The organism is Paenibacillus sp. MAH-35, assembly GCF_058135425.1.
This window is the reverse complement of the sequence record NZ_JBYUPU010000035.1, coordinates 1-18,616: the sequence shown is the minus strand read 5'-3', so window position 1 is coordinate 18,616 and position 18,616 is coordinate 1. Positions and strand designations below refer to the sequence as shown.

17 protein-coding genes, 6 tRNA genes and 1 rRNA gene are annotated in these 18,616 nt (G+C 51.0%); 5 read left to right on the top strand and 19 right to left on the bottom strand.

Going from position 1 to position 18,616, the window contains the following annotated elements; translation table 11 throughout:
• Positions 1-129 precede the first annotated feature (129 nt).
• The 11 genes from AC3Y2E_RS26475 to coxB all read right to left on the bottom strand — a co-directional run bounded on the left by AC3Y2E_RS26475 (position 130) and on the right by coxB (position 10,198).
• Positions 130-1,410 carry an ABC transporter permease gene (locus AC3Y2E_RS26475; protein ID WP_379215786.1) on the bottom strand — a complete coding sequence of 427 codons (1,281 nt, stop codon included), beginning with the start codon at positions 1,408-1,410 and terminating at the stop codon, positions 130-132.
• Entirely contained in the window at positions 1,403-2,305 is a 903-nt protein-coding gene (locus AC3Y2E_RS26470) for an ABC transporter ATP-binding protein (RefSeq protein WP_379215784.1), read from the bottom strand. Before AC3Y2E_RS26470 ends, AC3Y2E_RS26475 begins: the two co-directional genes overlap by 8 nt.
• Positions 2,302-3,210 carry an ABC transporter ATP-binding protein gene (locus tag AC3Y2E_RS26465; protein WP_379215782.1) on the bottom strand — a complete coding sequence of 303 codons (909 nt, stop codon included), beginning with the start codon at positions 3,208-3,210 and terminating at the stop codon, positions 2,302-2,304. The genes AC3Y2E_RS26470 and AC3Y2E_RS26465 overlap by 4 nt, the downstream gene beginning before the upstream one ends.
• Positions 3,207-3,632 (bottom strand): GntR family transcriptional regulator, encoded by a 426-nt coding sequence (locus AC3Y2E_RS26460; RefSeq protein ID WP_190929744.1) that lies wholly within the window; start codon positions 3,630-3,632, stop codon positions 3,207-3,209. Before AC3Y2E_RS26460 ends, AC3Y2E_RS26465 begins: the two co-directional genes overlap by 4 nt.
• A 37-nt stretch (positions 3,633-3,669) precedes the next feature.
• Entirely contained in the window at positions 3,670-4,386 is a 717-nt protein-coding gene (locus AC3Y2E_RS26455) for a hypothetical protein (RefSeq protein ID WP_379215780.1), read from the bottom strand.
• Between the two features lie 188 nt (positions 4,387-4,574).
• Positions 4,575-5,039: a DUF420 domain-containing protein gene (locus AC3Y2E_RS26450; protein WP_379215778.1), complete on the bottom strand. Its 465-nt coding sequence runs from the start codon at positions 5,037-5,039 to the stop codon at positions 4,575-4,577.
• A 17-nt stretch (positions 5,040-5,056) separates the two neighbouring features.
• Positions 5,057-5,947, bottom strand: a complete 891-nt coding sequence (gene ctaG, locus AC3Y2E_RS26445) for a cytochrome c oxidase assembly factor CtaG (RefSeq protein ID WP_379215776.1) — start codon at positions 5,945-5,947, stop codon at positions 5,057-5,059.
• 281 nt (positions 5,948-6,228) lie between these two features.
• On the bottom strand, positions 6,229-6,549 hold the full coding sequence (locus AC3Y2E_RS26440) for a cytochrome C oxidase subunit IV family protein (RefSeq protein ID WP_379215774.1): 321 nt from the start codon (positions 6,547-6,549) through the stop codon (positions 6,229-6,231).
• A gap of 3 nt (positions 6,550-6,552) precedes the next feature.
• The gene (locus AC3Y2E_RS26435) at positions 6,553-7,170 is read right to left on the bottom strand and encodes a cytochrome c oxidase subunit 3 (RefSeq protein ID WP_379215772.1); all 618 of its coding nucleotides are present in this window, start codon (positions 7,168-7,170) and stop codon (positions 6,553-6,555) included.
• Positions 7,167-9,014, bottom strand: coding sequence for a cytochrome c oxidase subunit I (gene ctaD / locus AC3Y2E_RS26430; RefSeq protein ID WP_190929738.1), 1,848 nt, complete (start codon positions 9,012-9,014; stop codon positions 7,167-7,169). The genes AC3Y2E_RS26435 and ctaD overlap by 4 nt, the downstream gene beginning before the upstream one ends.
• Positions 9,015-9,118: 104 nt before the next feature.
• Positions 9,119-10,198: a cytochrome c oxidase subunit II gene (gene coxB, locus AC3Y2E_RS26425; RefSeq protein WP_190929860.1), complete on the bottom strand. Its 1,080-nt coding sequence runs from the start codon at positions 10,196-10,198 to the stop codon at positions 9,119-9,121.
• Positions 10,199-10,587: 389 nt separating this feature from the next.
• Between coxB and AC3Y2E_RS26420 the strand changes: the two genes are divergently transcribed.
• From AC3Y2E_RS26420 to AC3Y2E_RS26400, 5 genes are all read left to right on the top strand, one after another.
• Positions 10,588-11,271 carry a hypothetical protein gene (locus AC3Y2E_RS26420; RefSeq protein WP_379215769.1) on the top strand — a complete coding sequence of 228 codons (684 nt, stop codon included), beginning with the start codon at positions 10,588-10,590 and terminating at the stop codon, positions 11,269-11,271.
• 518 nt (positions 11,272-11,789) lie between these two features.
• Complete coding sequence (motA, locus tag AC3Y2E_RS26415) at positions 11,790-12,599, top strand: flagellar motor stator protein MotA (protein ID WP_190929736.1); 810 nt, start codon at positions 11,790-11,792, stop codon at positions 12,597-12,599.
• Positions 12,571-13,380: a flagellar motor protein MotB gene (gene motB, locus AC3Y2E_RS26410; RefSeq protein WP_190929735.1), complete on the top strand. Its 810-nt coding sequence runs from the start codon at positions 12,571-12,573 to the stop codon at positions 13,378-13,380. The genes motA and motB overlap by 29 nt, the downstream gene beginning before the upstream one ends.
• A 141-nt stretch (positions 13,381-13,521) precedes the next feature.
• Positions 13,522-14,094: a guanylate kinase gene (locus tag AC3Y2E_RS26405; protein ID WP_379215766.1), complete on the top strand. Its 573-nt coding sequence runs from the start codon at positions 13,522-13,524 to the stop codon at positions 14,092-14,094.
• Positions 14,095-14,171: 77 nt separating this feature from the next.
• Positions 14,172-15,308, top strand: a complete 1,137-nt coding sequence (locus AC3Y2E_RS26400; protein ID WP_379215764.1) for a conserved virulence factor C family protein — start codon at positions 14,172-14,174, stop codon at positions 15,306-15,308.
• 834 nt (positions 15,309-16,142) lie between these two features.
• Here the strand turns inward: AC3Y2E_RS26400 and AC3Y2E_RS26395 are convergent.
• From AC3Y2E_RS26395 to AC3Y2E_RS26360, 8 genes are all read right to left on the bottom strand, one after another.
• The gene (locus tag AC3Y2E_RS26395; protein ID WP_379215762.1) at positions 16,143-17,531 is read right to left on the bottom strand and encodes a DEAD/DEAH box helicase; all 1,389 of its coding nucleotides are present in this window, start codon (positions 17,529-17,531) and stop codon (positions 16,143-16,145) included.
• Positions 17,532-17,685: 154 nt separating this feature from the next.
• A tRNA-Gly gene (locus AC3Y2E_RS26390) sits at positions 17,686-17,756 on the bottom strand.
• 10 nt (positions 17,757-17,766) lie between these two features.
• Positions 17,767-17,840, bottom strand: a tRNA-Pro gene (locus AC3Y2E_RS26385).
• A 9-nt stretch (positions 17,841-17,849) separates the two neighbouring features.
• Positions 17,850-17,929: transfer RNA gene (locus AC3Y2E_RS26380), tRNA-Leu, on the bottom strand.
• Between the two features lie 10 nt (positions 17,930-17,939).
• Positions 17,940-18,011: transfer RNA gene (locus AC3Y2E_RS26375), tRNA-Gly, on the bottom strand.
• 171 nt (positions 18,012-18,182) lie between these two features.
• A tRNA-Leu gene (locus tag AC3Y2E_RS26370) sits at positions 18,183-18,266 on the bottom strand.
• A 20-nt stretch (positions 18,267-18,286) separates the two neighbouring features.
• Positions 18,287-18,369: transfer RNA gene (locus tag AC3Y2E_RS26365), tRNA-Leu, on the bottom strand.
• 121 nt (positions 18,370-18,490) lie between these two features.
• A 23S ribosomal RNA gene (locus AC3Y2E_RS26360) occupies positions 18,491-18,616 on the bottom strand; the annotation flags it as partial.

Sequence of the window (18,616 nt, the reverse complement as noted above, 5' to 3'; positions counted from 1 at the left end):
CCAGTAAAAGCAAGGAACCTTGCAATTACCGGCTGCAAATTTAGTCTCAAACCTATCTCGTAAAATGTCCCAGTTATCGACTACATGTGTCTCAATTATGACCACTACTCACAATGTAAAAGTCTACCCTCAAACCTTAAAAGCCTTCATCGCTTTCCGAAGCTCTTTAAACGAAGGACGCTTGCCGTACATCAGGACGCCGACCCGGTAAATTTTCGCGGCAAGCCAGCCGAGCAGGAACATCGTGGCTGCGGTCACTCCGATCGAGAGCCAGATTTCCCACCAAGCCGGGTCGCTCATACCGATCCGCAAGAACATTATCAGAGGCGAGAAAAACGGGACGAACGACATCGCGACGACGAACGGAGCATTCGGGCTTTGCAAGCCGAACATCGCAATCATGAAGGCCGCGATAATCAGGAACATCACCGGCATGATCGCCTGCCCCACCTCTTCAGTGCGGCTGACCAGCGAGCCGACCGCGGCGAAAATTGTGGCGTATATAAAGTAGCCGAGCAAGTAGAAGATGATGAAATAACCGAGCAGCGACAGCTGGATATCGCCCAGGCTGATGTTCAAGTCGCTGATCAACTCCTTATTGTGAGGCAGCAGCATGTTAGCTGCCCCGACGACAACGAACACAGCGATCTGAACAAGACCGAGCAGGCATATTCCGATAATTTTGCCGAACATTTGCTTGAGCGGCGATACGCTGGAGATCAGCACCTCCATCACGCGCGAGCTTTTCTCGGCCGTTATCTCCGTTGCCACCATATTGCCGTACCCGATAACCGTCATGTACAGCAGGAACAGCAGGGCATATACGAGCACGTACGCAACGGCCATTTGCGACTCGGTCTTGCCGGTCGTCCCTTCCTGCACTTGAACCGTTTCAACGATGACCGGCGCATTCAGCTTCGTACGCTGTTCCGCCGTCAGTCCGAAATCTTTCACGACAATTTCCGCCTTGATCACTTGCAGCACTCTTTTCAGCTTCGATTCCATCGAAAAGTCCATCGAGCTTTTGGAGTTGTAGATCACCTTCGGAAACCCTGCGGCCGGGTCCTCCACGAGCTCCAGATAACCTTTCACGTCACCCGCATCCAGCTTTTCCTTGCCCAGCTTGGCGTTCGCTTCCTTCGAACCGGCATCGCCGAGTAAGACAATTTGCAGCTCCGGCTCCGGCTGGCTTTCATAGAAACTTTTGAGCGAACGCATCACTTCGGTTTCTTTGCCCACGATCCCTACTTTAACAGCCGCACCGTCCGAAGATGAAAAAAATGAGATGATGGCAGGCAAATTCATAACAACCGTCAGCACGATCGCAAAGATCAAAGTACTTACCGTGAACGCTTTGGCCCGAACTCGATTCATGAACGTGAATTTGATGACCGTCGACAGCTTATTCATGCTGACCACCTACCGTCTTTATAAAAATTTCGTTAAGCGTCGGCTCCACCAGTTGGAACCGGTATACTTCGGATTGAGACGAAGCGACTCTCAGCACTTCCTGCGCCACTTCCGGCCTTCCGATGCGAAGCTCGGTCCACGACTCGCGCTTCTCCACCGAGAGTACGCCCGGGATCCGGTTCAGTCCTGTGATCTGCAGCTCCGTATCGAGCAGCACCTTTTCGCGCGGGAATGAACGCTTGATCGACTTCAGGCTGCCTTTCAGCACCGTATTCGACTTATGCAGAATGCATATATTTTCGCAAAGCTCTTCGACATGATCCATCCGGTGGCTGGAGAACAAGATCGTTTTGCCTGCCTTGCGCAAATCCGTAACGGTTGATTTCAATAGCTCTACGTTTACCGGGTCCAATCCGCTGAACGCTTCGTCCAGGATCAGAATATCCGGATCGTGAATGACGGCCGCAATAAACTGGATCTTTTGCTGGTTCCCCTTGGACAGCTCTTCCACCCGCTTATTGTAATACTCCGGCACTTCGAACCGCTCCAGCCAATCCCGCAAGCTGTTCTCGGCCTTCTGACGAGGGACCCCGCGGAGTTCCGCCAAGTACAGCACCTGCTCGCTCACTTTCACTTTCGGGTACAGCCCGCGCTCCTCCGGCAAATAGCCAAGCAGCTGGCGAAGCTCGTCGGAATACCCTTGGCCCCTCCACAAAATACGGCCGTCGTCCGGGTAGATCAGTCCCAGCACCATACGCATCGTCGTCGTTTTACCGGCTCCGTTCGCGCCTAGCAGCCCGAAGATTTCTCCCTGCCTGACCTCGAAATCGATCTGATTAACTGCAACCTTATCTCCGTAATTTTTGGTCACCTGCTCTACTTTGAGAGGGTTCATACACGTATAGCCCCTTTCCCGTTTGGTTGCTTCCTTTGGGCTGCAATGACGTGATGCAGCACTTCGTCCAGCTCGACCTGCTGACGCTTCACGATGGCGATTCCGGCCTCCAAAAGCGCCTGCTCGGCTTGCTGCGCCTGGTTCGTCGTAATTCGCATCAAAGGCCCCTCTTCCCATTCGACCATACCGGGCAGCAGCTCCGGTTCGGGCAACGGCTGACTGACCCAGAACGTTTTCCAGCTATCGACGAGCGAATCTTTGTCGGTATATTCGAGCAGCTGTCCTTTATGAATGATCGCCACATAATCGGCAAGCCGCCGCACTTCTTCGATCGTATGCGTGGCCATTATAACCGAGCGGTCTCCGGCAGCCATATATTGGCCGATCTCCTCCAGCATAATCCGCCAGGCATAAGGATCGAGTCCCGAGGACGGCTCGTCGAGCAGCAGCAGGTCCGGCTCCTGAGCGAGTGCCAGACTGAACAGCAGTCGGCGCTTCATCCCTTTAGACAACACTTTCACATTCGTCTTCGGATCGATTTCGAACCGTTCGGCAAGCGACAACCACTTGGCTTGATTCCAGGTCGGAAACCACCGCGAATGAAAAGCTACAAGCTCGCGCACTCTCCAACCGGCCTCTTCGGAGTAAGACGATTCTGGCACATAGCCGATGCGCCGCTTCACGTCTACTTCAAAATCCTCGTATCGCTTTCCGAACACTTCGATCGTTCCGCGGTCCGGCAATACCGTATTCATCATCATCTGAAACAAAGTCGTCTTTCCCGATCCGTTCGAGCCTACCAACGCTACAATAAGACCGGGCTCTACGTTCAGCTCGATCGGGCCCAACTGGAACGATTCGTATCGTTTCTCCGCACCGTTCACCGATATGACGTACGAGTTCATTCCTGCTTCCCTCCATTTTCCGGCTGCGCTTGTTCCGGCGGCATCCACTTTGCCAGACACTGTTCAAAAATCTGAATCGTCTCTTCCCGCGAGCAGTGAACTCTCTTTGCCGTCTCGATTGCTGCGCGAAACCCTTCGATCACGGCATCCGCCCTATATTGTTCCCTCTCGGTCACACCAACGGAGGCTACGAACGTTCCCGTTCCTTGCCGGGTGCGAAGCAGCCCTTCTCCCTCGAGGTCTTGATACACTCTTCGAATCGTTATAATGCTGCAGCCGAGCTCCTGTGCAAATTCTCGTATGGACGGGAGCAATGTGCCTTCCGGCAGATGGCCGCTTAGTATTAAAGACCGGAGCTGAACTTCAATCTGATGGTACATCGGTTCCGCCGATTCCGCCGAAACCTGAATTGGGATGCGCACAACGTTACCCTCCTTCCGCTTGCTGCCGCTGTCAGCGTCATCTCGCGTACTCCCGTCTGCGGATTTTATCATTCGTCATCCTGCCCCAGAACCAGCCCCAAAGCGCCGTAATCACCAGACAAACGACGGCTGCGAGCAGGCCCGCTTTTTGGGCGAAGATTACCGAATGCTCCACAAGACCGAAGTTCCAATACCAGCAGAGCCCGCTAACCACCATGTACCCGGCAACCGAGATCATACAAAACCAAAAGTATGACTTACCGGAGCCGCTCAGCTCCTTATAAGCAAACACCATCGATGAGCAAGCTCCAACGCACATCCATAATACGGCGAACGAGATATATTCCGTCACTGTAAGTATGTCGTCCAACAGACTGATGAAATAAAGCGGTATGAATAAGATCGCAGACATAATCAGCAAGTTGATTCCAATCTGTACGTACCGGGCCCATACCAGCTCCTTGGTGCTGATTGGCAGGGACCGCAAGTACTGCAGCTTCTTGGTGAACACATCGCTTAGCCAGTAACTGCGATACTCCCCGCTCATCACGAATCCGATACAGCTCAGACTGCACAGAAACATAAGGTCCGCCAGAAAGCCTACCCCGCCCCGATTCCCCGTCGTCTCAAACAAATCGGTAACGATGAAAGAACCGAAAAAACAAAAGTAAACGTACATAAACGCGGAAATGATATATCCCCACTTCGCCCTTTTCACATCCGCCTTAACGATAAACCATATGTTGCTCCACATCCGGCATCACCTTTCGATGTAGTGTGCATACTGTGTATATTTATATTAACAGTATACCCACTTATTTTTTATATTTCAAGTTTATTTTTCAAGTTCCGGTCTTTTTCAATGAAAAAAGCCCATCCCGGCGAAAATCCGCCAAGACAGGCTTAGTTAACTTGTCCATCTGCTGCATCCGCAATCCCGAATCAGAGACCCGCTCCGAAGATCGCGTCGAGAAGGGGTTTCGTATCGCCGCCCGGATAAATCCAATACAGCAGCAAGTATACCGTCGCCCCTGTAATCGCAGTGATAAACCATACGATCGACGTGATCGGTCCAATCTTCCGGTGCTTCGCCAGCTGATTGGTGAATCCCCATCTTAAAGTAATGATCCCGAGCACACCGCCAACGGTTGCCAGCGTAATATGGAACAGCAGGAAAACGAGATAAAAGATTTTAACGCTATGCGGTCCGCCAAACTCCGTATTTCCGGAAATAAACGTACGTGACACGTATACGATAAAAAACAGCGTTGCAAATGCGGCCGCCCACATCATTAATTTGCGATGACCGGCGATGTTGCGCTTCGCTATTTGGATCCAGCCGAGTGCGACGAAGATAGCGCTTATTACGATAAACGAAGTGCTTATAGTCGGTAAAATCGTCCCCATGTTCTACATCCTCTCCACTACAAAACCGGTTCCGGCTCCAGATCGTCCTTCTTCCGTTCCCGGACGTACCAGTTGAAAAAGATATACGCAAGTGCGGCACCATACGTGATCTCTTGCATAATTTTCATAATAACTCCACCAAGCTGCTGATCTTCCCGCGAATCGAATATCGCGAAAAATTCAGGTCCCGAGAAGTTGGCGAGCAGTTCCTGCGAATTGGCCGGTACGCAGTAGCCCATCGCCGTCGCCCACATTTGCGGGTCGTTGTACGTGGCATATACGGCCGTGTTGGCAAAAATGATGAGCGCACAAGCCGGAGTGATCAGCACGCCGTTAGCGAATATAAACGCCATCTTCTTCAGTTCACTCAGCCGTCCATATTCTGGCAGCGGCGATACGATCGGCCACCACATCATAAAGGAAGTGAGCAGCAGAACGAAAAAGTAGATCGTGTGCACCGTATAGTGGGTCATCACATAATCGTGAATAGCCGGCAGATGATAAAAGGAAAACAACATGTTAAAGGTTACTACAGCTATTAAAGGCTTTGTCAGCGTATTGATAATGGCACCAACCGGCTTTATATTCATCACGGGCCGGATCATCCAGGCCGGTATCCCGATCAATATAAGCGGTGGCGCAACCAGATAAGCAAGCGACATGGCCGTCATATGCGCACTGAATATTAAATGCCCGAGCAGTTCCAGCGGACCGCCGTCAGCCAAGTAATAGATGGTGATCCCAAGAAGAAACATCGTCTTTTTGCTTCTCGATACCGGCTCGCTATCCGCAAACAACGAACGCTTCGGTCCGATTAGGATCAGGTAACCTACTCCGATCGCTATCATTACAGCCAGTTTCCAAGGGCTCCATAATTCGGCAAAAGAAAAGTACTGCAAGCCTAACACAGCTTTCCCTCCTATCTTCGTTTTCCATGCGGATGATTTATACTTGGAGTTAGTTGCTCGCCGTCATGAAAAACGCACTTCATTCCGTGCCATTATATCACGGCTGGCTTCTATCTCCAACAACCATACAAGGAGAGCCGCACCTTACATAATCCCCCACAAATTGGGGCTTTGGCTTCGATGCTGATCCAGGTATTTGGTGGGAACCGCGAATCCGTAATCACTCTACACATTCAAAAAAAAGGGGGGCTTTTTTTTGTCAAAAAAGTCCCCCCGGCTTATTACCACCATATCATATACACGGTTGCCGCCACTCCGGTTAGAGCAACGATCAATCCTGAAGCGATTCCTACGATTGCAAATCCGTGTCCGCGGTCCTTCATGTGCATCCAGAAAGCAAGCTGGAAAATCACCTGAACAATCGCCAGAACTACTATAAACAAAACCGTAAACGTTTTTCCCATCTCGGCCATTACGATTGCGAACGCGAGCGCAGTCAGGACCAGAGACAAAATAAATGACAAGTAATGGTTTTTCGGGCCCTCATGAACGTGAGGCCGCTTGCTCGTATGTTCCGTAGCGGAATGATGATTGGCTGCCATGTTCTAGCCCACCTTTCCCATCAAGTATACGACGGTGAAAATGAAAACCCATACTACGTCGATAAAGTGCCAGTACAGTCCGAATACGTAGAGCTTCGGAGCCGTAACCACCGTCAGTCCTTTTTTGGTCATTTGCAGCAAAAGGGCGATGAGCCACAAAAGCCCGAACGCTACGTGAGCGCCGTGGAAACCGACCAGTGTGTAGAAGGCCGAACTAAATGCGCTAGTCGAGAACGTATGTCCTTCATGCACATATTCAAAGAACTCGTAGATCTCAAGGCCCAAGAATGCAAAGCCCAGAATACCTGTGATAATAAACCACAAATAAATTTTCGCTATATCTTTGCGGTGCAGCGCCTGGATTGCCAGTACGCTTGTCATACTGCTGGTCAAGAGAAGCAGGGTGGCGGCGGCCACCATGCCAAGCTTGAACAATTCATCGGCGGCAGGGCCGTCTCCGATCTGATTCCGCAATCCGATAAACACCGCGAACAAACTACCGAAGAGAACCGTTTCTCCACCAAGGAACAACCAAAAGCCGAGTATCTTATTGCGTCCTTCCAGAGTCGCTGATTCCGGTTGGTCAGGCAAGTTCTTGCCGGTCAATTCAGCGTGATTCATACCTTCGCCCCCTTATCCTGCAGCTCTTCGACTTCGATGTGGTAGCCGTGATCGTCATAGAGCGAACGAAGGAGCATACATACGAGAGTGACAAGAATGCCGCCTGCGGCTACATAATAGTTGTGATACATGAACCCGAAACCTGCAATGAACAATCCGAGCGACATAACAAACGGCAAAATCGTCGGATTCGGCATATGAATCGCACTGATTGGTTCTGCAGGAGTCATTTCCTTGCGGCCTTCCATTTTCTCTTTGAACAGCGGGTCCAATCCGCGGACAAGAGGAAGCTGCTTAAAGTTGTACTCCGGTGCCGGAGAAGGAATTGCCCACTCCAGCGTACGGCCGTCCCAAGGATCGGCAGGAGCGTTTTTCGGTTTCATCGATGTGATGAGGATGTTAAGAAGTACAAAGATTGTACCAACCCCCATCAAGATGGCGCCGATTGTACTGATAAAGTTAAACGTATCGAACTCTTGTCCCGGCAAGTAGGTGTATACCCGGCGCTGCATCCCCATCAGACCGAGGAAGTGCTGCACGAAGAACGTTAAGTGGAAACCGATGAAGAACGTCCAGAACGACAGCTTGCCGAGTCCTTCGTTCAACATGCGCCCGAACATCTTCGGCCACCAATAGTACAAACCTGCAAACAAACCTAACACAAGACCACCGACAATTACGTAATGGAAGTGAGCTACTACAAAGTAAGTATCATGGTACTGGAAGTCAGCCGGCGGCGATGCAAGCATTACCCCGGTCATACCGCCCATAACGAACGTCGGAATGAAACCCAAGGCGAACAAGCTTGCCGTCGTGAAACGAATATGTCCGCCCCACAAGGTGAACAGCCAGTTAAAGATTTTAATACCGGTAGGTACTGCAATCAACATCGTAGCGATGGAGAACAAAGCGTTGGCGACCGGACCGAGGCCAACCGTAAACATATGGTGAACCCAAACCATGAAGCCCAGGAAGCCGATAATAACGGTTGCGAACACCATAGCGCTGTAACCGAACAGACGCTTGTTGGAGAACGTACTGATAACTTCGGAGATAATACCGAAGGCCGGCAAAATCAGAATGTAAACTTCGGGGTGCCCGAAGATCCAGAACAGATGCTGCCAAATGACGACGTTACCGCCGGCGCTAATATCGAAGAAGTTGGCTTCGAACAGCCGGTCAAACATAAGCAGAACAAGTCCTACCGTAATGGCCGGGAACGCGAGCAAGATCAGTCCCGATGTAATAAAAGATGCCCATGTAAAGAGCGGCATACGCATGAAAGACATACCAGGCGCACGCATGTTAATAATGGTGACGAGGAAGTTAATGCCCCCGATCAGCGTACCGATACCGGCTATCTGCAGACCGAGAACGTAGAAGTCGATACCCTTGCCGCTATATTGCGGTGAGGAGGACAATGGCGTATAAGCCGTCCACCCTGCATCAGGCGCTCCTTCCAGAAACCAGCTCACGTTCAGCAGCAGGCCGCCCAGGAAGAACAGCCAGAAGCCGAGTGCGTTCACGAACGGATAAGCAACGTCGCGCGCTCCGATCTGGAGCGGGATGATCGCGTTCATGAAGGCGAATATCAGCGGCATCGCCGCAAGGAATATCATGGTTGTACCGTGCATAGTCAGCAGCTGGTTGAACATCGATGCATCGATTGCATCGTTCATCGGTTTGATCAGCTGAATCCGGATGAGGATGGCTTCCAGACCGCCAAGTAGGAAGAACAGCGCCCCACCGATTAGATACAGAATCCCGATTTTTTTATGGTCAACGGTTGTGAGCCAATCCATCAGCCCGCTGTACTGCTTTTTAGCCGCATGTGAATGTGCCAACGTATTACCCTCCTAGAACTTTTTCCTCCGGTGTGAATTTGGCCTGGCATTCGCCAAATTCACACTCGAAAAAGTTTTACTTCGAAAGCTGCGCAATTACGCGTTTATTTCTGTGTCTGACCGGCCAAGTATTCAACCAACGCATTGATTTGTTGATCGTTCAGATCAAGGCTCTGCTCCATTTTGCTGCCCGGAACATTTTTCGGATTCGGCATCAGGTTGCCCGGTTTAACCGCTTGTGGATCGTCGAGCCAAGTTTTCAAGTTATTCTTCAAATCTTCAGGCGAGCGGTTGATCAAAATTCCGGCAACGGTCGAGCGGTTTGCGTAATCGACCAGGTTAGGGGCCACTTTACCGCCTTCGACTTGCTTAGTCTGGGTATTGTAGATGGCATGGCACGCAAGACATTGATCTTTAAATATTTTCTCGCCTTCCTGTGCCAGAACCGATGTCGGCGCAGCCGTTGGCGATTTCATTCTGCTGATCCAGCGGTCGAATTCCTCCGGCGTAACGGCTTTCACCTTAAATTCCATCAAGGCGTGAGAATCGCCGCACAGCTCGGCGCACTTGCCGTAATAGGTTCCCGGTTCATCCGCTTTTAAGTAATGCATGTTCGTCATGCCCGGGTTCGTATCTTTCTTACCGCCAAGAGCCGGTACCCAGAAAGAGTGAATGACGTCGGCCGATTCCAGATGGAAGGCGATCGTACGCCCGGTTGGAATAATCAGGTCTTGAGAAGTGTTGATCTTCTCGTTCATATATTCGAATTCCCACCAGAATTGGTGTCCGGTTACTTTAACCTGCAGCGCATTAGGATCATTCGAGTAGTCTTTGTCCAATTCGAACGTATACTTAACGGTCGGAATCGCAATGATGATGAGCAAAATGAACGGAATAACCGTCCAGATGATCTCCAGCTTATGATTGCCCTCGACCTGTTTCGGAACGCCGGTTTGTCCTGGACGTTTTCTGAAGCGTACGAGCACGAACACATAAATGATCGCCACGGTGACGAATACACCGATCATCACGATCAAAGAGAGGTAAATGACCGATAATTGCTTCTCCGCAACCGGACCTTTAGGATCCAGCGCCGTCAGATTTTCCAAACCACATCCCGTAAGCACGAACGTCAATAACGCGAAAAGCGGAATCAAACGCCATGCAGACTTCCACCGTCTCATTTTACTCATCAACCCCAATTCTCTGTGTTTAATAGACCGATCAACGCGCTGAGATCAATCTATTAGCGCTATCATGGATGGCCACAATTTGTCAACAAACTTAATCACCCTATTAACTATAAATTCGCGGCATCTTTTTGTCAATCGCAATGGGAAAGTTCACAAATTGTTCTAAATCAACGGTTTTCAGCCTTTTTTCCTCCCTGGATTTCTTAGAAAAGGGCTCATAAAGGTTATTTCCATAATACGGCCCCTTTATGCAAAAACGAATGCTTTTTTAGGCAAACCCGGCTGCTCCCGTCTCCTGATTTGGTCAGGTGGCGTTCATGCATAATCCGTCCGAAATAACAAACCCTATTAAGGGACTTTATACGATGAGGAGGTACTTCATGAACCGCCTGACTGTAGTCCGATCGTTGGCCGTCCTCGCCGCCGCTGTCGTCTGGATATCCGCCTGCTCGTATCAGAAACACTTTGAAGCGGGTCCTTCCGATTACGGCAGCCGGACGGAATCCCACGAGCGTTCCGGGTTTCGGACCTATAACACGCAGCTGAAAGCCGCCGACCACCACAATAACAGTCTTCAGTTCACTCAATCCACCACAGATGCCGTAGACGATATGAAGGGAATACGCAGCTCCTTCGTCTTCGTGACCGACAAAAATGCCTATGTGGCCATCGTGCTGGATAAGACGGCGACCGGGACCAAGGGGAAAGGAACCATTTTGTTCAGCGACCGGACGATCGCTTCGCCCGGAGTGGACGACCGTTCCGATGTCTCTTACGTGCTCCCGAAGGGTGACGTCGTAATGGACAAGTACAGCTTTGATACGATTCCGAATCCGCAGGATCTCTCCAGCGAGCTTGTGAAGGAATTGTCCGCCCTTGTAAGGCAGCATCATCCGAATATAACGAACGTCTTCATCTCGGCCAATCAGCAGTTCATTAACCGTATGAGTACCTATGCGCTTGAAGTATGGAAGGGCGGGTCGCTTCAGCCTTACGTTGCGGATTTCAACGCCTTGGTTAAAGATCATTTCGGCGACCACGGCATTATTGAGACGAATCCATAACAAAAACGTCTTTTCACCGAGTTTCTTCATCTAAATAAGAATCAATTTCAATGAGAATAGTGGATGTTCCACCACCGCCAAGGCTATGACGCATTTGGCGGTTTTTCGTTTGCCGTCGTACATGATTTGCCGGATTTCTTATAAACGTGAACAGAAAGGCATTAAATCCTCCATATATCCTCCCCCACCCCACTGAGTTCTGTAAGATGAAAGGGCACTGAACAGGTATCCGTTCTTCGAACCGAAACCGTTCAGGATGCGTAATGAATAATTAGTCGCCCGAAACTATACGATAACGAATCCGGGATTAGGGAATTTTTCCTACTTACAGCGATTTATCGGCTATCGCCCGGATAGATATGTCCGGACACTTGAGTTTTTCGACAAATATACTCCATACAATTACAATCTATACCTTTTTTGTTTTCTTCCTATGCAGGAATTTGTCGGTATTAATCGAATTATAGTCCTATACAACCAAGCCGTATAGGATGGACTACTTAAGGACGGTGCAACGGATGGAGAAATCAACTGGAATTGGCCTTATACTGGCGCTTATCGCAGTAGGGCTGGGCATGGTGATGAAGGGAGCCAGTCTGGTCTCGCTGGCTAACCCGGCCGCTTTGCTCATTATCATTTTAGGTACGATTGCGGCCGTGTTCATCGCCTTCCCGATGAACGATCTCAAAAAGGTACCGAAGCTGTTCGCCATTTTGTTCAAGCAGCAAAAGCTCGTATCCAAGAAGGAACTGATCCAATTGTTTATCGAATGGGTCACGATTACCCGCCGCGAAGGTTTGCTCGCGCTGGAAAGCAAGGTTGACGAGATCGACGATATGTTTCTGCGCAACGGAATGCGTATGATTATTGACGGCAGCGACCAGGAGTTTATCCACGATGTGCTGATGGAAGAAATATCGGCTATGGAAGAACGGCATCGTTCCGGCGCGCTGATCTTTACTCAGGCGGGTACATATGCTCCAACACTGGGGGTACTCGGTGCCGTCGTCGGTCTGATCGCCGCGCTCAGCAACCTGAACCAGGTCGAACAGCTGGGCCATCTGATCTCGGCCGCCTTCGTGGCGACGCTGCTCGGTATTTTTACCGGCTACGTGCTGTGGCATCCGTTCGCCAACAAACTGAAGCAAATATCCAAGAAAGAAGTCGAGTTGAAGATGATGATGGTAGAAGGCTTGCTGTCGATTCAGTCCGGTATATCCGCTATCGCGATCGAACAGAAGCTGTCTGTCTATTTGCCGCCGTCCGAGCGTTACTCTGACCAAAAAGGAGAGGTAGGCAGTGAACAAGAAGCGCAAGCAGCATCATGAAGACCATATCGACGAGACTTGGCTAATTCCTTATGCGGATCTGCTGACGCTTCTTCTGGCGTTATTCATTATTTTGTTCGCTTCCAGTCAGATGGATTCCAAAAAATACGATTCGATCATGAAAAGCCTGAATTCCGCTTTTACCGGGGGCTCCAGTTTCTTTGATCAGCCTGAGGTCATTCCGCTGATTGACCCTCCCGCTTCGGATATCAAGAAAAAGGATCAGGACGGCAAGTCGGCTCAAGAGATTAAAGCCGAGCAACAGCAGCAGCTGATTCAAAAAGAAACGGCCGAGTTGAAGGAATTGAAACAAAAGATCGATCAATATATTCAGGACAATAACCTGGATACCCAACTGGAAACGAAGCTGACCCACGACATGCTGATGATTACGATTCGGGACAACGCCCTGTTCGCTTCCGGAAGCGCCAATCTTAAAACCGATGCCCAGAAGCTGGCTGTCACGATCTCGGACATGCTGACGCAGTACCCGCAATATCAGATCGAAGTGGCCGGACATACGGATAACGTACCGATCCGCAATGCAGAATTCGATACGAACTGGGATTTGAGCGCCAAGCGTGCAATCAATTTCATGAAAATTTTGCTTCAAAACGACAAAATCAGTGCCGAACGTTTCCGTACGATTGGATATGGAGAGTTCCAGCCGATCGATACGAACGATACAGCCGAAGGAAAAGCCAAAAACCGCCGGGTTGAAGTATCGATTCTCCGCACGATCAAGGAACCGGATACGCTTAGCGTCACCGGCAACCCTTAAGGCATACCTATAAGACCAGAAGAGCTTCCGCTAATGGAGCTCTTCTTTTTTGCATCCTTTGCGAATAGGATAATACATGAAACGTCTTCCGTTCCGGCTTCATAACGAGCGAAACATACTCTTCTGAAGGAGGAGATCGATGTGCGAAAAACCATTTTCGTATTCACAGGGCCGGACGGTTCCGGACGCAAGACGATCGCCGATATGACGGGAGCGACGCTTGAACTGACCAAAGTGTTATCCTATACGACCCGGGCGAGGCGAGCCGGAGAGCAGGACGGTCAAGATTACCACTTCATTGCTGCGGATTCCTTCCTGGAATCGGAACGACGCGGCGAGTTCGTAGAGAGTGTGCGCATAGACGGCCAACTGTACGGAATCAAGCACGCCGACATTTTGCGATTATGGGAGGAGCACGGATTTGTGTACGTCATCTTGAATCCGGAAGGGGCGCGTATATTGAAGCAAGCGTTCGGTCCCTCAGTCGTGAGACTGTTCGTGTATGCAGACCGGCCTTCCGTATTGAAGAGGCAGCGTGACCGCGGAGACAGCGACGAGCTGATCTCGGCCCGCATGGCCTACTACGACGAAGCGATGTCCGCACTGCAGGAGTGCGAGTATGCGTATGAGAATGTCGACCTGGCCCACACCGTCTTCGCTATATCGAATACGATAGAGCCGTACATGAACCGGCAGCTTTTACAATTGGATTGATCCTTTCCCCCGCCACATCGACGGGGTTTTTTCTTGTCGCATTTTGTGACACAATAGAGGGGAGGAGGGATATACGGATGAGAATCATATCCATCGAACCGACGCCTAGTCCGAACTCGATGAAAATTAACTTAGATGAAACCTTGCCAAAAGGCGCGATGCGAACGTATACGAAAGCGAACACCGCCATGCCCGTTCCGTTCCGGAGCATTCTGGAAATACCCGGGGTGACCTCCATCTTCCATACCGCCGACTTTATAGCTGTGGATCGGCATCCAAAAGGCGACTGGCAGGCGATTCTCGCAGCTATACGGTCCATACTGGGATCGGACGAGGTTCAGACCTCAGTCGTGCCGAAGAGCATAGATGCCGATTCATTCGGTGAAGCTTCCGTCCTTGTCCAATCGTTTCGTTCCATTCCTATGCAAATACGCGTCCGGTCCGGAGGCGAAGAAGTCCGGAGGGCAATGCCCGAACGGTTCGTAGAAGCAGCTATGAACGCCGGCAACGCTTCACCCAATCTGATCAAGGAACGAAAGCTTGAAGAGATCGGGATTCGCTATGGAGAGCTCCAGGAGATAGCCGACCAGATCGTTCAGGAGCTGGATGCGACGTATGACCAGACAAGGCTGAATGAACTGGTGAAAGCGGCCCAATCCGCCGGAGTGGACGGGACAAGCGAGCCTGCGATCCAGCCGGAACTGGGTTTAGCTGAAATCGAACGTCATCTGGATGACCCTGACTGGAAAAAACGGTACGCCGCCCTTCAGCAAATTAAACCGTCCATGGAGAGCCTGCCGCTGCTAGCCAAGGCGCTGAACGACCCACAAGCGTCAATCCGGAGACTGGCCTCCGTCTATATCGGCGATATTCGCGAGCCGGAAGTGCTGCCTTATTTGTATCAGGCGCTCCGCGACAATTCCGTGTCCGTCCGAAGAACGGCAGGAGATACGATCTCCGATATCGGAGACCCGGCGGCCATTGATGCGATGACCGATTCGCTTCGCGATTCGAACAAGCTCGTCCGCTGGAGAGCCGCACGTTTCTTGTATGAGACCGGGGACGAACGTTCGTTGCCGGCACTGCTGGAGGCGGCCGACGATCCCGAATTTGAAGTGCGTATGCAGGTCAAAATGGCTATAGAACGGATTGAAGGCGGAGTCGCAGCCGAAGGTTCCGTATGGCAGCAAATGACCCGAAGGAACGATAACTGATCTGCTAAACACTTTCTTTTCCGTTGTCCCTCGACGTGGTGACGAAACTGCCGATCCTAGACATCACCTGCTTGCCGCTTTCGGTGAAAACTTTTGCTTCAAGTGAGGCTCTTACGCCATATTGTCTCTAGTAGAGGAATCTTTGATGAATTGCATGCTAAGTAGCATTTCTGTTTGAGGGCCTCGGTCATATAGAATGAGCCTTATAAGCGCACGGAATATCTGTTTTTGCGAGCCAAAAGGGTTGAGCTTCGCGGGAAACTCTTTATGAAAAACCGTCCGGAGACGCCAAGACGTCCGGACGGTCCTTTGACGTGAGTGCATACCCATACGTTTGTGTGGGAGGGAATGAGTCCCCTTGGCTCTAGTTGCTCGTTGATGAGGTTTGAGGGGGGCCAACTCGACTCTTGATCCATCCCGAAAATATCTTGCCTGCAAGCAAAACGTGTTCAGCATCGCCGAAAGCAGAATACGGATGTCTTCCAACAAAATAAGAGGCGTTAGTGAGACTGTCGATTCATTGTGTAGAAGTGTTAGCAAGACCGTTCCAAGTGAATAGTTACCTTCTTCTGCTCAAACAGGTTGTCCGGAATCCCTTGAATGAATCGACAGCCTCACAAACCGCTCTTATTTGGTTCCTTCCCTGTTTGTAGCGGGCAGCAGAAGATCCAAACTGGCCATCCACCCACACTATGAACGGTTTACGAAATTTGCTGGCTCGACAATCAAGATGGCCCCTCCTCTGCTTTATCCCGGTGAAGAACATGTGCTGATATGTAAAAAAGACGCCTCCAATACCAATAAAGATAGTGGTTAGAAAGCGTCTTTCTCGTGTTATTTGCCTCTGGGCGCTCCGCGGCGACCAGCGCCTGCGAATCCCGGACCGGGACGGTTTTTGCCGGCTCCGCCCCCGAAGGTTGACCGGGAACTTCCCGGTCCTTTGCCGAACCCTTTCGATGAGCCTCTGCCTGCTCCTCCGTCCGCCGATCGCTTCGCCCCTTGGCGACCCGTATCGGACTTCCGGTATTTCGAAGCGGCCGAATCGGAGCTTTTACGGGAGCCTGCTGGCTTCCCAGCTGTCTTCTTGACCACTTCGCTGGAAAGCAGTCCACCCGTCTGATCACGGCGCGGCAGCTTCATGCCGATCTTGCTTTCCAGCTTCGCCAGTCTCAGACGGTCTCGTGCCGTCACCAGCGTAATCGCGATACCGCTCTCCCCTGCTCGTCCGGTACGACCTATACGGTGAATGTACCACTCGAAATCTTGCGGCACATCGTAGTTGAATACATGGGTAACTCCCTCGATATCGAGCCCGCGAGCAGCGATATCTGTCGCAACGAGCACTTGAAGCTTCGCTTCGCGGAACCGCTTCAGGACGAACTCCCGCTTGGCCTGGGACAGATCCCCATGCAGCACGTCGGATTCAATGTCCGCTTTTTGCAGCGCTTCGTTCACGACATTCGCCCGGCCTTTGGAACTGCAGAAAACCATCGCCAAAAAAGGACGGTAATGTCCGATCAACTGAATAAGCGTATTGTTTTTTTCCGTTTCCGGCGTTTCGACAGCAGCTTGTTCAATTTCATCTACCGTTACTTGCTTGCCGGCTATTTTCAACTGCTCCGGCTTGCGCATGTAGCGCTCCGCCAATTGACGGATCGGTTGAGGCATCGTAGCGGAGAAGAGCATCGTTTGCCGTTTCTCCGAAGCCAGGGCGAGGAGTGTCTCGACTTCCTCCAGAAATCCTCGGCGAAGCATCTCATCCGCTTCATCGACAACAACCAGACGTACGCCGTTGAGGGATAACGTCTCTCTCTTCACATGGTCAAGCAAACGGCCCGGCGTACCGACAACGATCGTCGGCACTTGCTCCAGTTTACGGTTTTGACGGTCTATATCCGTTCCTCCGTAGATCGCCTGCACCCCAGCGCCGACAACGGAAGCCAGTCTTTCCGTTTCTCTGGCAATCTGTACGGCGAGTTCGCGGGTAGGCGTAACGATCAGAGCCTGAGTAAACGGGCGATTCGGTTCCACCTTTTCCAAGATCGGGAGCACAAACGCTAATGTTTTGCCCGTCCCGGTCTGGGCTTGTGCCGCTACGTCACGACCTGCGAGCAGCAGCGGGATCGCTTTGGCCTGCACCGGTGTCGGATCTGTAATTCCATAAGCAGCCATCGCTTTCTGAAGCTCTGGGCGAACGCCTAATTTTATAAAATCTTCAGCCATGGTACACCTCTTTCTAAGGACTTGCCGTCCGGCGATTAGCCCGATTATTATGATTCCCACTATACCATACCGGAATTGATGATCACAAACCGCCGATAAAGGCAGAAAAAAGACTGCCGGCTTCCGCCGGCAGTCTTCACTGCGAGTTTACGTAAGCGGGTGATGGGAATCGAACCCACGCTACCAGCTTGGAAGGCTGGAGTTCTACCATTGAACTACACCCGCAAATGAAAAGTCGGGACGACACGATTTGAACATGCGACCCCCTGGTCCCAAACCAGGTGCTCTACCAAGCTGAGCTACGTCCCGATAATATAATGCCGGTGAAGGGACTCGAACCCCCACGGTTTCCCTCACGATTTTGAGTCGCGCGCGTCTGCCAATTCCGCCACACCGGCTTAAGGTATAAGCGGACGACGAGATTCGAACTCGCGACCCTCGCCTTGGCAAGGCGATGCTCTACCACTGAGCCACGTCCGCATACGATTCAATCAAAGCGTTCAGGATTCTAATTATACACAATCGACGTTCTAATGGCAACATACAATTGCATATCTATACGAAGGATTGCATAAGCAGCATCCCAAACCAGGGACAAAATATGGACTGCAACCCTGAGGTTAGAGTCCATACTTGCAAGTAAATCATCTATGCGGTCGAGAGGACTCGAACCTCCACGACTGTTACCTCACTAGAACCTGAATCTAGCGCGTCTGCCAATTCCGCCACGACCGCACAATATAAAGTTAGTAAAATGCGGTTGAGAGGACTCGAACCTCCACGGGCGTACGCCCACTACCCCCTCAAGATAGCGTGTCTGCCATTCCACCACAACCGCGTATGAAAGAAGGAACAATCATTGTTGTTCCCTGAAAACTGAATGCGAACCGAAGAAGAGAGAGATTGAAACGTTACCTCAAGGGCTCTTGAGGCCTCCACGAAGGTTCGTGGAGTATTAATAGGATAAGCCCTCGACCGATTAGTATTCGTCAGCTCCACACATTGCTGCGCTTCCACCCCGAACCTATCAACCTGGTCGTCTACCAGGGGTCTTACGAATTGGGAAATCTCATCTTGAGGGGGGC

Excerpts from the sequence above, each read along its gene's own strand:
- AC3Y2E_RS26475 (WP_379215786.1), bottom strand. The coding sequence starts at position 1,410 with ATGAATAAGCTGTCGACGGTCATCAAATTCACGTTCATGAATCGAGTT.
- AC3Y2E_RS26470 (WP_379215784.1), bottom strand. The coding sequence starts at position 2,305 with ATGAACCCTCTCAAAGTAGAGCAGGTGACCAAAAATTACGGAGATAAG.
- AC3Y2E_RS26465 (WP_379215782.1), bottom strand. The coding sequence starts at position 3,210 with ATGAACTCGTACGTCATATCGGTGAACGGTGCGGAGAAACGATACGAA.
- AC3Y2E_RS26455 (WP_379215780.1), bottom strand. The coding sequence starts at position 4,386 with ATGTGGAGCAACATATGGTTTATCGTTAAGGCGGATGTGAAAAGGGCG.
- AC3Y2E_RS26450 (WP_379215778.1), bottom strand. The coding sequence starts at position 5,039 with ATGGGGACGATTTTACCGACTATAAGCACTTCGTTTATCGTAATAAGC.
- AC3Y2E_RS26440 (WP_379215774.1), bottom strand. The coding sequence starts at position 6,549 with ATGGCAGCCAATCATCATTCCGCTACGGAACATACGAGCAAGCGGCCT.
- AC3Y2E_RS26435 (WP_379215772.1), bottom strand. The coding sequence starts at position 7,170 with ATGAATCACGCTGAATTGACCGGCAAGAACTTGCCTGACCAACCGGAA.
- coxB (WP_190929860.1), bottom strand. The coding sequence starts at position 10,198 with ATGAGACGGTGGAAGTCTGCATGGCGTTTGATTCCGCTTTTCGCGTTA.
- AC3Y2E_RS26420 (WP_379215769.1), top strand. The coding sequence starts at position 10,588 with ATGAACCGCCTGACTGTAGTCCGATCGTTGGCCGTCCTCGCCGCCGCT.
- motA (WP_190929736.1), top strand. The coding sequence starts at position 11,790 with ATGGAGAAATCAACTGGAATTGGCCTTATACTGGCGCTTATCGCAGTA.
- AC3Y2E_RS26400 (WP_379215764.1), top strand. The coding sequence starts at position 14,172 with ATGAGAATCATATCCATCGAACCGACGCCTAGTCCGAACTCGATGAAA.
- AC3Y2E_RS26395 (WP_379215762.1), bottom strand. The coding sequence starts at position 17,531 with ATGGCTGAAGATTTTATAAAATTAGGCGTTCGCCCAGAGCTTCAGAAA.